We start from the raw sequence: 14,382 nt of genomic DNA on the forward strand, positions 1-14,382 counted from the left end.
ATTAAAAAACCACCCCCAACATCGCAGCACTTCACTGCCTGTCAGGGGTGGTTCGTTTTTTCGATCGGATTGTTACTCCGCGGATTCCGGTGCGGAGGTGTCGGCTTTCTTTGCGTAGCGGTTGACGATCAGGCTGATGGCGCCGTCACCGGTGACGTTCGTCGCGGTGCCGAAGCTGTCCTGAGCCATGTACAGGGCGATCATCAGACCGATGGCCGCTTCATTGAAGCCGAGCATCGTCGTGAGCACACCGAGGGCGGCCATGATGGCTCCGCCCGGAACGCCGGGTGCAGCGATCATGATGATGCCGAGCATGGCGATCACCGGCAGCATCTCCCCGAAGGTCGGGATCGTGTAGCTGTCCATGACGGCCATGACCGCAACGGCGCAGGAGACGATGGTAATCACACTTCCGGAGAGGTGGATCGTCGCGCTCAGGGGCACAGCGAAGTCCGCCACTTCTTCCTTGACGTTGTTTTTCTTCGTCTGCCTCAAAGTGACGGGAATCGTCGCGGCACTGCTCATGGTCCCGAGACCGGTGAAGTAGGCCGGCAGCATCGTTTTGATCAGCGGGAACGGGTTGCGGCCATTCACAGTTCCGGCAACGGTAAACTGGATCGTGATCCAGAGCCAGTGGGTGATGATCGCAACGAGCAGCACGACACCGAAGACCTGCAGGGTATCAAATACGGCACCTTCCGCAGCCATCTCCACGAAAATCCCGGCAATGTAGACGGGTAAGAACGGGATGATGACTTTGGCGATGACGAGATCAATGATCCCCTTGCCTTCATCAAAGAGGTTCATGAGCGTCGGGCTGTTCGTCTTGGCGATGCCGATCCCGAAGAGAAACGCCATGATGAGCGCGGTGATGACCCCCATCAGCGGTTCGATCTCCAGCTGGAAGAAGCCTTCAAGCCCGGAACCTTCACTCACGTTCGCCTGATCCGCCTGAATAAACGGGATGACGGCAATGGCGATGAAGAAGGCGAAGACCCCGGCAAGGATCGTCGACAGATAGGCGGTTCCGACGGTGGCACCGACGAGGCGGCCGGAACTTTTGCCGAGCTTCGAGACGCCGGCAACGATAAAGAACAAAATGATAAATGGAATGATGAAGTTGATGAACTGGCCGAAGATGTCTTTGATGGTGACGAAGAACTGGGTGACCAAATCGATGTTCATCAGACCGATGAGAATACCGGCGATGATACCGGCAAGTAATTTCGCGATTAATTTCATGCGTGTTTCCCTCCTGTGGACTGTCTTTGTCTGCAATATATGTACAACTGTCCATTTATGATAGACAAGTGATTCCGGGTTTTCAAGGGCTTGTGAAATGTTCGCAATAGTCCGTCGATTGGCAGCGTTTACCCTTATATCCGGCTGGTTTTGCCTGGTTTTGGCCCGATGGAGTTGGACAAGTTGAGGATTGGGTGGTTTTCGGAGTCAAAAGACGGGTTTATCGGTGACTGTTCATCAAAAGCAGGGCTCTGCTCATCAGAAATGGCCCGCTGTTCGTCAAAAGTTCGCAGCTGCTCATCAATACACTACTCTGGTTCATCACCCCGGGGCATTTGCTCATCAATCATGGGGACGTGAACGTTTTTCTGAAAATCATCCCTGCAATCCCTTCGAAATACGATATACTGAATGGGTGAGAATTATAACTACAGGGGTTGATCAAGATGAATGATATGATCGAATGGGTGAAGGAGCATCCGGCGATGACCGTAATTTTGGGTCTGCACGCCTTCTTTTTTGTCCTGCTTTATTCCGATCCGGCAGCAGGGGAGATGCTGCTGGTGCATCCGGATGAGCTGTTTGCCCGTCCGTTTACGCTGTTCACGGTAATGTTCTCAACCGGGGCGATTCTGCACCTGATCTTAAACGGGTTTTTGATCGTGATGTTCGGGGGACGTTTGGAAAAAGCGGTCTCGAAGCTGACAGCTGTGGGGATCTTTCTGGTCACAGGCTTTGCGGCAAGCATGTCGCTTCTCGTCTATGCGCCAATGATGAGCTGGACAGGGGACACTCTTGCGTTATCTTCCGCGGCGGCGTTCGGTGTAACGGCCGCCTATGCGGCACTGCGGCCAGACGAAGAGGTTGTGCGTTCGAAAGCGCAGCGCTGGGTGATTATTCTGTTGATCATGAATGTCGTCGTCAGCCTGCAGGATCCGGATCTGGCCATGATGGCCCCGGGTCATACCGTCGGGATTGTCACCGGCTGGCTGATCGGTTACGGATTGAAACAGATCCTCCCGGCCAGTGAAGAACCAATAACGGAATCGTAACGAAATAAAGGCCACCCGGGACATGGTAGACATGTGCCGGGTGGCCTTTTCTCATGAAAATACGTTTTTATTTGTATGGTTGTCTATACCAATATGTTCAGTTATACTAAAATCAGATCCTAAAAAAGCAGGTGAAGATGATGACAAATTCGATGTATATTCAAGGCGGGACCCTCTATCATGCCGACGGTTCCGAGATCAAACACCCCCTGATCGAAATCCGTGACGGCAAGGTCGTCTCGGTCACGACCGCTATTGAAGCACCAAGCGATGCCGACGTCTTTCACGTTGCGGATGACGATGTGATTCTTCCGGGAATGATTGATCTCCACATTCACGGCAGCTACGGCGCGGATGTGATGGACGGAACCAATGAGGCCCTGGCGATGATGAGCCGGACCCTCCCGAAAGAAGGGGTCACCGCGTATCTGGCGACAACGATCACCGATGAGGAACAAACCATTGAGCAGGCGCTTAAAAACGTTGCGGGCTACTATCACGACCGCGGGGCGGAACTCCTCGGAGTTCATCTTGAAGGGCCCTTTATCAGCCCGCTTCAGGCAGGCGCACAGCCGAAAGAAGCGATTCGACAACCTGACGCAGCCACGTTTCGAAGATGGCAGCAGCTGGCAGACGGATACATCCGGCTCGTCACGTTTGCTCCGGAGGAAGAAGGCGGCCTGGAACTCCTGGATGCCATGACTGATCTTGGCGTCATCAGCTCCATCGGTCACTCCCACGCGACGTATGACGTGATTCAGGAAGCAGAAAAAAGAGGCCTGACCCACGCGACGCATCTCTTTAACGGCATGCGACCGCTCCATCACCGGGAACCTGGCGTCGTCGGTTCCATCTATTTAAGCAAACAGCTGAAAGCGGAGCTGATCTTCGACGGGGTGCACGTTTCGCCGGAAGTGGCCCGGTTATCGTGGCAGATTCTCGGCAGTGACCGGTTGATGCTCATTACCGACGCCATGCGCGGCAAAGGCCTTGGTGACGGGGATTTTGAGCTGGGCGGTCAGCCGGTAGCGATTCGAAACCGGGAAGCGAGGCTCTCGGACGGGACCCTCGCCGGCAGCGTCCTCACGATGGATCAGGCAGTGCGGCATGCGTTGAAGCTGCCCGGCATTCAGTGGACCGACATCGTGAAGGTCACATCGTACAATCAGGCAAAGTCGTTGAAGATCGACGATCGCAAAGGGGCGTTGAAACCGGGGTATGACGCGGATATCGTCGTCATGACCCAGGACGGCACGGTCAAAAATACATGGTGTAAAGGAGTCGAACGACAATGACTATAAAGATGCAACACGTCAAAGACTACGGGGAAATGAGTCAAAAAGCAGCCGCCTTCTTCTATGAAGCGATCCATTCAAATCCAAAGATCCACTTAGGGATGGCAACCGGCGGCACGCCTTCCGGGATGTATCAGGAGCTGATTCACAAGTTGACCGAGCACCCTCTCCCCCTCGGTGCCATCAAGACCTTCAACCTCGATGAATACGTCGGGCTGACCCAGGACGACCCGAACAGCTACTATACGTTTATGAGAGAAACCCTGTTTGCGCCGCTGAAGCTGAGCCGGAACCAGACGTACGTCCCGGACGGAAGGACAACAGATCATGAAGCGGAATGCACCCGGTACGAAAATCTACTGGACACACACGGCATCGATGTCCAGCTCCTGGGCGTCGGGGCTAACGGGCATATCGGCTTCAATGAACCGGGTACACCGTTTCATTCCACAACCCATGTGGTACAGCTGAATCCATCCACCCGGGAAGCCAATGCACGGTTTTTCGATCGGCAAGAAGATGTACCCACCCACGCGATTACGATGGGCATCGCCTCGATTTTGAAGGCGAAACAAATCGTCCTCCTCGCAAGCGGTGAGACGAAGTCCGAAGCGATTTTTCAGCTTTTGAATGGTACAATGTCAGAAGAATGGCCGATTACTGCGCTTCAGCATCATCCGGATGTGACAGTGATGGTGGACGAGGCTGCGGCCAGCAAGATTCTATGACGAAACGGATGTGTGACGTATGATCGACAAGGAGTCTCCGATACCAATGTATTACCAGCTGCAGGAGATGTTACGAAAGCTGATCGAGTCCGGCGACCTGAAACCAGGTGACCCGATCCCTTCTGAACGGGAATTGTCCGAACAGCATGACATCAGCCGGATGACGATTCGTCAGGCCCTGACGAATCTGGTCAACGAAGGGCTGCTGACCCGCTCCAAAGGACGGGGCACCTTCGTGGCGGAAGAGAAGATTGAACAACCTTTGATGAAACTGACAGGTTTTTCCGAGGATATGCGCCTTCGGGGCATTGAACCGGGCTCACGCCTGATTCAGTTTGATACAGTCAAGGCTGGTGACAACGTTGCCAAGTATCTGGAGATAGACCCGGGAACAAAGGTGTATCAGATCAGCCGGCTCAGGCTCGGGGACGGTGCGCCCATGGCGTACGAAACCTCGTTTCTCCGAATGGACGGTCTCCTCCTCAAGGAAACCGATCTGCAAGGCTCCTTGTATGCCTTGATCGAAGCCACACTGAATAAAAAAATCGCCCGTGCCAGGCAGACGATTGAACCGTCTTTTGCCACGGAAGATGAAGCGGAGCTGTTGACCGTGGAGACCGGTTCACCGGTTCTGTTACTTGAACGGATCACCCGCTTTGACGACGGCACGGTTTTTGAGTATGTCAAATCGGCCTATCGCGGGGACCGCTATAAGTTCATCGCGGACATGCAGCGCTGATGCCAAACAACGATAGGGAGGATTTCAATGGCTTTTCGGTATGTGGATGAAGCACTTCGAAGGATAGACGGATTAAAGGAACGGCAGCTTCCTCAACTGACAAACGCTGCAAACCAATTGATCAGGACACTGCGCAGTGACGGGATGATCCATATCTTCGGCACCGGTCACTCGCATCTATTGGCAGAAGAGGCCTTTTACCGGGCAGGTGGACTGGTGTCTGTCCGCCCGATTTTCATTGAGCCCCTCATGCTCCATGAAAGTGCCTGGGGCGCTTCGGCGTTGGAACGGGACCCTGATTTTGCCAAAACATTCATGGCAGCACAGCCGATCGAAAGCCGGGACACGGTCGTTGTCGTATCCACGTCCGGACGGAACCCTGTACCGGTGGACGTGGCGAACATGAGTCATGCAAAAGGTGCCAGCGTCATTGCCATCACCTCTGTGGCGTATACCCGCTCCTTGTCATCACGGCATGGATCCGGGCAGTTTCTCGCAGACGTGGCGGACGTTGTTCTCAACAACGAGAGTGATGTCGGGGATGCCGCTCTGACCCATCCAAAACTGGATACACCCTACTGCCCCACGTCCACGGTCATCGGCGCAACGCTCTTACATGCGGTAATCGGGGAAGCGATCGATCAGCTGGCGGATGAAGCATTCCCGCTTCCGATCTTAAAGAGCGGCAACGTCGACGGCGCCGATGCGCATAACCTGGCATTAATCGAGAGGTACCTGGGGCGTAATGAGTTGTTGAAGTAATCGATCATTACTGACCCCGTATTGTTTTCACCAGTACGGGGTATTTGAGTTCTATGGATACTGATACTGTTTTCCGTTTGATTAACTTATTCAGCACTGAACTGCACTCCCCCGTAAAGGCTTACATCTCTTGATTGACAACTCAATCGAATGATGTTACTTTTAACGAAATCGGTTTCGTTTATCGCCGTCGAATCGACCGCTCAAACAGCTCAATTTGAATACGCGATCTGACAGTTTCGTATCACACACGCTCGAAACGGGGTTTTTGATCCTTGAACCCTTCATCGCGTACCTTTGACAGCCTGCATGAGCCGGTTTTTTCGACGGTTTAACGAAATCGTTTTCGTGAAGCGTACTAGTTGAATCAAGGAGATGAACAGATGAAACGATATGTGATGTTCCCGCTTATCCTCGGCGCGGCAGTGATGGTTGGCGCCTGCGGGAATGAAGAGGAAAGTGCAGAGCTTGAAGGCTGGGACCTGGTCTGGTCCGACGAATTTGAAGGAGATGAACTGGATGATTCCAAATGGCGCATGGACACAGGCAACGGTTTTTATGACGGCGACGAGTATGTCCCGGGCTGGGGAAACGAAGAGCTGCAGTATTATGACGAGGACAACGTGACGGTTTCAGACGGCCAGCTGACATTAACGGCACAAGAGGAATCCGCATCGGATGACTACGGCAGTTACGACTATACGTCAGGCAAAATCCTGACGGAGGGTCTTTTCAGTCAGACATACGGCCGCTTCGAGGCCAGCATTCAGCTTCCGGAAGGTCAGGGCTACTGGCCGGCGTTCTGGATGATGCCCGAAACCGATGAATACGGCGGCTGGGCCGCCTCCGGTGAGATCGACATCATGGAAAACCGCGGATCGGAGACGGATGCCGTCGGCGCAGCGATTCATTTTGGCGGTGTCTACCCCGAGAACACATACTGGTCAGATGAGTATCAGTTCCCTGAAGGGGAATCCACCACCGAGTTCAATACGTACGCGATCGAATGGGAGCCTGAAGAAATCCGCTGGTACGTCAACGACGAACTCTATGCCGAAACGTCGCAGTGGTATACGGAGAACGGTGAATTCCCCGCCCCCTTCGATCAGGACTTTCACCTGATTTTGAACCTGGCGGTTGGCGGCTGGTACGGCGGTGATCCCGACGAGACCACGGAATTCCCTGGTGAAATGAACGTCGACTACGTCCGGGTCTATGAACAGGATTAAGGAAAACAAAGCGTCCCATGCCTCTTCATCAGGCACGGGACGCTTTTTTCGTAAGGCTCTCAATCGTCGGCGAACCTTAGGTCATAGAGCCATAAGCAAAATGTGACCCAGGCGACGGAGGCGAGCACCGCACCGACGGCGTCGATGGGAAAATGTGCACCAGTCAGCACCCGGCTTACAGCCACGAGGAAGAGTAACGTCACGCCAACCGTCATGACCACACGTTCTGAGAAGCCTTCGCCATAGAGACGGATCAGGAGATATGTGACGATGAGGATCAGGATCGCTGCTCGCATCGTATGTCCGCTTGGATAACTGTAAGATGGCAGCGCGAATTCAATCCCGAATGCATCAATCATGTTCAATTCACCGGGCCGCTCGCGCTGAAAGAGAAGCTTCAACAGATAGTTCAGGACCAGTCCGCCTCCGGAAACAACGGCAAAAAGGATCGTTTCCCGGATACGCTTTTTCACCAGCAGTCCGCTCATTACCATCAATGAAAGTCCGGCGATGATTTCCACGGACCCGAGCAGCGTAATCCACTCCATCGCACCTGTCAGCATTCCAGGTGCGTCGTGATAGACCCAATTCATCACCGCCAGGTCCATCCAGTCAAACAGTCCGATGATGGACAGCATGGAGATGAGAAAAAACGAGAGTGTCGTCCAGGCCCATACGTTGCGGCTGATCATCCAATGCTCGATTTGCATAGCATCATTCCCTTTTTCAAAATCCTTTGCTAAGTTTATCAAAGGGGAAATTGTTGCACAAGCGAAAAATTTCAGTACACCTGTTGACAACCGAAGGCAGTTGTTTGTAAGATAAGACTGTAAATGAATACGCCCTCGTTAGGTGAGGCTCCTGTGCAGGAGATACGCTGCTGCCCAAAAACGTCCAAAGACGCCAATGGGTTGAACAGGAACGGTCGACATAAGGCCGTTTTTAATGCAGCTGGCAATCGTCCTATGCCGCACAGTGCTAAAGCTCTACGAATGGAGGTCACAGGAATTGTTCGCCATCACCCGTGTTTTCGGGAGATCTTTGGGCGGCTTAATTCGTCACGCAAACCACCTTCATGTCGTTGAGGGTGGGTTTTTTGTATTTCAGATGGAGGTGATGGGGTTATGAGTGAGGATCCAGATTCAAACAGGCTATGTCCGGGAACAAAAATAAAAGGACCCCATCCCGATTTGTTCAACGGGTATGGGTAAGCTGATACCCAGAGGTGATGACAATGAACAGACTCAATGAAGAAGAGCGCCAGCAGTATTTCGATCAGATTTTCAAAACATTAAAGTACAAGAAGAAGGAAGAATTTCTCGAATTGTTCCTCGAGCTGCATCCGACGGATCAGATGGAACTGTTCCTGGATTTATATGACGACAAACGCCCGATGTTCTATGAATATTTGGCCGCCGAAGAATTTGCGGAAATCTTCCAGGGGCTCGAACTCGATGCCCAGCACGATGTGATCCTCGAACTCGATAAAACCTACGCCGCACAGATGTTTAACTACATGCAGTCCGACGATGTGGCAGACTTCATCGGGGAACTCGAAGATCAGGATGCCAAGAACATCCTGAAAGCCATGGACAAAGAAGAAGCAGACGAAGTCCTTGAACTTCTCTCCTATCCGGACGAATCTGCCGGTTCCTTAATGACGAAAGAATTCGTTTCAATCTATGCCCATCAGGAAGTTCAGCAAGTCATGGCCGATCTTCGTGAAAAAGGGATCGACGCCGAGACGATTTACTACCTGTATGTCGTCGACGATAAAGGCAAACTGGTGGGTGTTGTTTCCTTAAGAAATCTCATTACCGTACCGCTCGACGAAGTGGTGGAGAACATCATGAGTACACGCATCGTCTCCGTCGAGGCGCACACCGACCAGGAAGAAGTCGCAAAACTGATCTCAGACTACGACCTCCTGGCAGCGCCGGTCGTCACGAGCACGAACGAACTGATCGGGATCATCACCGTCGATGACGTCATCGACGTGCTCGAAGAAGAAGCGACGGAGGACTTCGGTGAAATCGCCGCAGCCAAAGGCGCAACGGACGTCAACATGACCTCGTTTGCCGCTGCAAAGAAGCGGTCACCATGGATCATTATGCTGATGTTCTTCGGGCTGATCACAGCCGGTGTCATCGGTCAGTTTGAAGAGACCCTCGAGGAGATCGTTCTGCTTGCCGTCTTTATTCCTTTGATCATGGACTCCGCGGGTAACACCGGTACACAGTCTCTTGCTGTCATGGTTCGTTCTCTCGCTACCGGCTCTTTCGAAAAGAAAGGTCTTTGGAACACCATCCGGCGTGAATTCGGAACCGGAATTATGCTCGGCCTGATTTGTGCCATCACACTGATGATTATCGTGCCGTTTATTTACGGCAGCTATATGCTTGCCTTCGTTGTTGGTTTATCACTGTTTTTGACACTCAGCATTGCGACGATTGTCGGTGCAGTCGTGCCGGTCATTATCACGAAGCTGAAGCTCGACCCGGCGATTGCTTCCGGACCATTCATTACAACCGTCAACGACGTGCTCGGTCTGATGATTTACTTCACGATCGCAACAACTCTGATTGCATATTTGTAAGTGATCAAGCAACTGGACCAGCCGCCTGTTATGAGGTGGCTGGTTTTTGATTTGTTTTTGGGCTGGACCTCACGTAAGATGAAAGGATAAAGATGGCACATTGGAGTGATGATCATGAGCGATCAAGACAAGTGGAATGATAAATATGCGAAGCGCCTGCACAACGGGAAATCCCCTGCGCCGAATCCGGTTCTGACAGATCAAATCCCTGTGGTCTCCAAGGGAACCGCCCTGGATATCGCTTGCGGCCTCGGTGCCAACGCCCTGATGCTTGCAGACAGAGGCTATCACGTGCACGCCTTCGATATTTCAGATACAGCGGTGAGCCACCTGCAGTCGAAAGCAGATGCGCAAAAGCTCCCTGTTTCTGCCCGGACACTCGACCTCACTTCGATGGAAGGTCAGGCGGCAATGACAGCAGCGGCGCCGCTGGATCTCATCGTGATTACCTATTATCTGGACAGGGATTTGTTTTCGTTCATCGGGGACCTGATTACGCCTGGCGGTTATCTGTTCATTGAGACGTATGTCTCCATGCCCGGCATGACCGACACCCCGGTGAAGGAAGAATACAAGCTCCACCCCGCTGAACTCGTTGATACCTTCGAGGACTGGGGCATCATGTATTTTGATTTCGATGAAGAGAACGGGATTCAGACGATCCTCCTCCGGAAAAAGACCACGCATAACTAAGGAAAGGTCAGGTGTAACGCGTATGTCCCTATCCATTCGTCCGGTCAACGCCGATAACTGGCGGGCAATCATCGCCCTCGAGCCAAAACCAGAACAAGCGCATCTGATTGAACCGAATGCGGTTTCCATGTTGGAATCCTTTTTCGACCGGGACCTGAAGTGGCAATGTTACGGGCTTTACGAAGGGGATGTGCCCGTCGGTTTCTTAATGATCGGGGCGAGGGACTACATAAAGCGCTACATCTGGCTCGACCGGTTTATGCTCGACGTGGCTTACCAGGGTGACGGACGCGGGCAGCGATTTCTCGAGCACATTGTGGCCTTTATTTCAGAGAATTTTTTTGTCAAAACCATCAAGACGAGCATGAAGGCGGAGAACACCCACGTGAAGCACCTCTACAAGTCCGTCGGCTTCGAAGCAACGGGCACCATCGATCCCGAGTTTGATGAAGAGGTGTGGGTGTACAACGTGAAGAAAAATCGGAAGAGACGAAGATGATAACGACAATCTGCGAACTTAACATCCGTGGATTGTCGTTTTCGTTCCGCTTGCGACAGGCTTCTCAGTTCGTCATCGTTTCTTACCGCACAAAAATGGCGCCCACCTTCCTTTTGGAAAGTGGGCGCCTCCATATTTAGAACCAGTTCATTGGCTGCGGGTTGAGGTTTTGGAAAATGTGTTTGGATTCGCTGTATTCTTCGATTCCCAGTTTTCCGAGTTCACGGCCGATGCCGGACTGCTTGAAGCCGCCCCACGGCGCGTGCGGGAAATACAGGTTGAAGTCGTTGATCCAGACGGTGCCCATGCGCATCTTCTTCGCGCAGCGCTCCGCTTTAACGATGTCGTTTGTCCAGACGCCGCCGGCAAGGCCGTAGATGGAGTCGTTCGAAATCGCTACTGCTTCTTCTTCCGTTTGGAAGCGCTCAACGGTGATGACCGGTCCAAACGCTTCGTCCTGGACGACGTTCATCTCGGATGTGCAATCGGTAAACAGGGTTGGCAGGTAGAAGAACCCATCTTGCAGACCTGCTTCGGTTGGGCGGCTGCCGCCAATGGCGAGCGTTGCCCCTTCTTCCACACCGGCATTGACGTAGGCCTCCACTTTTGCCAGATGTTCGGCAGAAATCAGTGGCCCCATCTGTGTATCGTTGTCGAACCCGTCACCGAGTTTGAACTGCTTCATCCGTTCAACAAGGGCGTTCACGAAGTCGTCGTGAATCTTGTCTTCGACGATCAGACGGGTGCCCGCGGAACAGATCTGCCCGGCGTGGAAAAAGACGCCGTTTAACGCCTGGTCCACTGCGGTATCGAAGTCTGCGTCAGCGAAGATGATGTTCGGGTTCTTTCCCCCGAGCTCAAGTGCGAGTTTTTTTACATTAACGCTTGCCGCCTGCATGATCTTCTTCCCGGTCACGATCCCGCCGGTAAAGGAAATCAAATCGACGTCGAGGCTTGCGGACAGTTCTGCGCCTGCCGTGTGTCCTGCACCCAGTACCAGGTTCGCAACACCTTTTGGAACACCGGCTTCTTCCATTAACTCAAAAATCTTAATGGTCGTCAGCGGTGTAATTTCACTCGGCTTCATGATGAGGGTGTTTCCGGTAATCAGTGCCGGAGCGAGTTTCCAGGATGCCTGCAAAAGCGGGTAGTTCCACGGCGTAATCTGTCCGCATACGCCGACCGGTTCGTGAACAACTTTACTCACCGAATCCGGTACAGGAGACGCAATCAGCTCTCCGCCTTCCTTATCGGCGATTTCCGCGTAATACCGGAAGACTCCTGCGATGTCATCCATGTCCCCGCGGCTTTCAATGATGGTCTTCCCGGTATCAAGGGACTCCAGCACGGCCAGTTCTTCATGATCCCGCTCGATGAGTTCTGTAATCCGCCGCACAATCGCACCTCGTTCGGTTGCCGGTGTCGTGGACCAGTCTCCGTGATCGAAGGCTTCCCGTGCTGCGGCGATGGCCGCTTTCGCGTCGGTTTCATTGCCTTCCGGTACCGTCGCGATGACTTCCTGATTAAACGGGTTGATGATGTCCCGGGTCTCGCCGGATGCTGCCTTGACCCATTCCCCGTTAATGTACTGCAGTTGTTTTATGTTCATGTACACTCACTCCAATTTTCATTAAATTAATTTTGTTAAATATATATTTAATCTTTGATCAATACTAACACGACTCCGTTGGGGTGTCAAAAAAGATATTCAAAACAAAAAAGTTTACAATTGCGAGTATTCGCTTGATATCAGCGGGATTTTTGCAGCTATTCCCCCTTAAAAGGATACTCAGATTGATATTTTCATTTGACATCTCGTCTGAGTTCGGTATCATAAAGAACGAAAAGAAAATTAAGAAAGCATTTAATAAATTAAATCTTGTTAAATGTAATGGGGTGGCGCAATGACCGATTCCTCTGACAAACACCGCAAGAAGATCGAAACAGCTAAAGACAAGGTCATCGGTTCTATATCTGAGACGATGGATCTTTACGGCGTGACACCCGCTGCCGGGAATTTGTACGCGACGATGTACTTTAAAGAGCAGATGACCCTCGACGAAATGCGCGAGGAACTGCAGATGAGTAAGCCGAGCATGAGTACAAGCGTCCGTAAACTCCAGGAAATCGACATGGTGAAAAAAACCTTCACCCGCGGTTCCAGAAAGCATACGTATATCGCCGAGAAAGATTTCTTCCGTTTCTTCCGGACATTTTATTCAGAAATGTGGGACCGGGAAGCCAAAACAAACATGGAAGCTGTGGAATCCGCTCAGAAAGATCTGATCGAGGTCATCAACGATGAGTTCAGCTCACCTGAGATCATTGCTGAGTCACAATTATATTATGACCAGCTCGAGGAATCCAAAACGTATTACCACTGGTTGAATGACCTGGCAAAAAGTCTTCGCACCGGTGAGATTTTCGATTTTTTACCCAAGGATAAGTAGGGGTACTTGTCCAACGTTGATTCACTTTCTCCCAAGTGAAAAAGTGAATCAATTCTTACGGCATTAACGTTAAATTTATATTTAACGTATGCAATAGATTTAATAACATTACCAAAAAGGGGTTTTACAAGATGAACACATGGAAAAAAGGACTAGGGGCATTTTCCGCACTGACGATGGCTGCCGCACTCACGGCTTGCGGGAACAATGGGGAAACTGGCAATGAAGACGCAGCAAATGCTCACAATGACGCAGACAATAACAATAACACGAACAACGCCGAAGCATCGGGTAACGGTGAAGAAATCACCATTTCCCAGATCAGCTGGGCAGAGAACATTGCCGTCACGAACATGTGGAAATACGTTCTCGAAGAACAGGGCTATGACATTGATCTTGTCCTCCTCGACATGGGCTCCTCCATGGCTGCACTCGACAACGGTGAACTGGACGTGAATCTCGAAGTGTGGCTGCCGGTTCAGGATGCCAACTACATTGATCAGTATGGGGATACGGTCAATTTCTCTGAGGCAACCTGGTTTGACAATGCCAAGGTCGGCCTTGTCGTACCGGAATATATGGAAGAAGTGAACAGCATTGAGGATTTGAACGAGCACGCGGACCTGTTCGACGGACAGATTACCGGAATTGAAGCCGGTGCAGGAACGATGGAAGTCACGGAAGACTTAATCGAAGAGTATGATCTTGATCTTGAACTCTTACCAAGCTCGGAGCCTGCAATGCTGTCTGAAATCGGCAATGCCATTGCTGCAGAAGAAGGCATCGTTTCACCGCTTTGGACACCGCACTGGGTCTTCTCCGAGTATGACCTGAAGTTCCTTGAGGATCCATTGAACATCTACGGTGATGTGGAAAAGATTCACCATGCAACCCGTGCTGGTTTTGAAGAGGACTTCCCGGAAGTCCAGGAGTGGTTTAACAACTGGAAGATGACAGACGAAGAAATCGGTGAACTCATCGACTACGTAGAAAGCGCTGAAGAGCCATTTGACGGCGCCGTTGAATGGACAGATGAAAACCGCGACCTGATCGACGAGTGGGTACAGTAAGCCCTCCGGTCAGTATACGAAAGACAG

General features: G+C 51.8%; 14 protein-coding genes and 1 riboswitch. Of the genes, 11 read left to right on the top strand and 3 right to left on the bottom strand.

Annotated features, from left to right (window positions below):
* Positions 1-72 precede the first annotated feature (72 nt).
* Positions 73-1,242 carry a dicarboxylate/amino acid:cation symporter gene (locus tag BBEV_RS16010; protein ID WP_069366378.1) on the bottom strand — a complete coding sequence of 390 codons (1,170 nt, stop codon included), beginning with the start codon at positions 1,240-1,242 and terminating at the stop codon, positions 73-75.
* 446 nt (positions 1,243-1,688) lie between these two features.
* On the opposite strand from BBEV_RS16010, the gene BBEV_RS16015 reads away from it, so the two are divergent.
* The 6 genes from BBEV_RS16015 (at position 1,689) to BBEV_RS16040 (ending at position 7,047) form a co-directional block, all read left to right on the top strand.
* Complete coding sequence (locus BBEV_RS16015) at positions 1,689-2,294, top strand: rhomboid family intramembrane serine protease (RefSeq protein ID WP_069366379.1); 606 nt, start codon at positions 1,689-1,691, stop codon at positions 2,292-2,294.
* 140 nt (positions 2,295-2,434) lie between these two features.
* The gene (gene nagA, locus BBEV_RS16020) at positions 2,435-3,589 is read left to right on the top strand and encodes an N-acetylglucosamine-6-phosphate deacetylase (RefSeq protein ID WP_084007442.1); all 1,155 of its coding nucleotides are present in this window, start codon (positions 2,435-2,437) and stop codon (positions 3,587-3,589) included.
* A complete protein-coding gene (gene nagB, locus BBEV_RS16025; protein ID WP_069366380.1) occupies positions 3,586-4,317 on the top strand; it encodes a glucosamine-6-phosphate deaminase in 732 nt (243 codons plus the stop codon). The genes nagA and nagB overlap by 4 nt, the downstream gene beginning before the upstream one ends.
* Before the next feature lie 19 nt (positions 4,318-4,336).
* The gene (locus tag BBEV_RS16030) at positions 4,337-5,056 is read left to right on the top strand and encodes a GntR family transcriptional regulator (RefSeq protein WP_069366381.1); all 720 of its coding nucleotides are present in this window, start codon (positions 4,337-4,339) and stop codon (positions 5,054-5,056) included.
* Positions 5,057-5,083: 27 nt separating this feature from the next.
* Positions 5,084-5,818: an SIS domain-containing protein gene (locus tag BBEV_RS16035; RefSeq protein WP_069366382.1), complete on the top strand. Its 735-nt coding sequence runs from the start codon at positions 5,084-5,086 to the stop codon at positions 5,816-5,818.
* 383 nt (positions 5,819-6,201) lie between these two features.
* Positions 6,202-7,047 (top strand): glycoside hydrolase family 16 protein, encoded by an 846-nt coding sequence (locus tag BBEV_RS16040; protein ID WP_157101021.1) that lies wholly within the window; start codon positions 6,202-6,204, stop codon positions 7,045-7,047.
* Between the two features lie 59 nt (positions 7,048-7,106).
* On the opposite strand, the gene BBEV_RS16045 is transcribed toward BBEV_RS16040, so the two are convergent.
* Positions 7,107-7,757 (bottom strand): phosphatase PAP2 family protein, encoded by a 651-nt coding sequence (locus tag BBEV_RS16045; RefSeq protein WP_069366383.1) that lies wholly within the window; start codon positions 7,755-7,757, stop codon positions 7,107-7,109.
* Between the two features lie 127 nt (positions 7,758-7,884).
* Positions 7,885-8,051: riboswitch (M-box (ykoK) riboswitch) on the top strand.
* Positions 8,052-8,281: 230 nt separating this feature from the next.
* On the opposite strand from BBEV_RS16045, the gene mgtE reads away from it, so the two are divergent.
* The 3 genes from mgtE to BBEV_RS16060 all read left to right on the top strand — a co-directional run bounded on the left by mgtE (position 8,282) and on the right by BBEV_RS16060 (position 10,835).
* The gene (mgtE, locus tag BBEV_RS16050) at positions 8,282-9,643 is read left to right on the top strand and encodes a magnesium transporter (RefSeq protein ID WP_069366384.1); all 1,362 of its coding nucleotides are present in this window, start codon (positions 8,282-8,284) and stop codon (positions 9,641-9,643) included.
* Positions 9,644-9,757: 114 nt separating this feature from the next.
* Positions 9,758-10,336: a class I SAM-dependent methyltransferase gene (locus BBEV_RS16055; protein ID WP_069366385.1), complete on the top strand. Its 579-nt coding sequence runs from the start codon at positions 9,758-9,760 to the stop codon at positions 10,334-10,336.
* A 22-nt stretch (positions 10,337-10,358) separates the two neighbouring features.
* Positions 10,359-10,835, top strand: a complete 477-nt coding sequence (locus tag BBEV_RS16060) for a GNAT family N-acetyltransferase (protein ID WP_069366386.1) — start codon at positions 10,359-10,361, stop codon at positions 10,833-10,835.
* Positions 10,836-10,971: 136 nt separating this feature from the next.
* On the opposite strand, the gene betB is transcribed toward BBEV_RS16060, so the two are convergent.
* Entirely contained in the window at positions 10,972-12,444 is a 1,473-nt protein-coding gene (gene betB, locus BBEV_RS16065) for a betaine-aldehyde dehydrogenase (RefSeq protein ID WP_069366387.1), read from the bottom strand.
* Positions 12,445-12,739: 295 nt separating this feature from the next.
* Between betB and cudC the strand changes: the two genes are divergently transcribed.
* Together cudC and BBEV_RS16075 are read left to right on the top strand one after the other, a co-directional pair.
* Entirely contained in the window at positions 12,740-13,285 is a 546-nt protein-coding gene (gene cudC, locus BBEV_RS16070) for a choline uptake/conversion transcriptional regulator CudC (protein ID WP_069366388.1), read from the top strand.
* A gap of 131 nt (positions 13,286-13,416) precedes the next feature.
* Entirely contained in the window at positions 13,417-14,355 is a 939-nt protein-coding gene (locus tag BBEV_RS16075) for a glycine betaine ABC transporter substrate-binding protein (protein WP_069366389.1), read from the top strand.
* The last annotated feature ends 27 nt before the right edge of the window (positions 14,356-14,382 follow it).

Source organism: Salisediminibacterium beveridgei (assembly GCF_001721685.1).
GTDB lineage: Bacteria > Bacillota > Bacilli > Bacillales > Salisediminibacteriaceae > Salisediminibacterium > Salisediminibacterium beveridgei.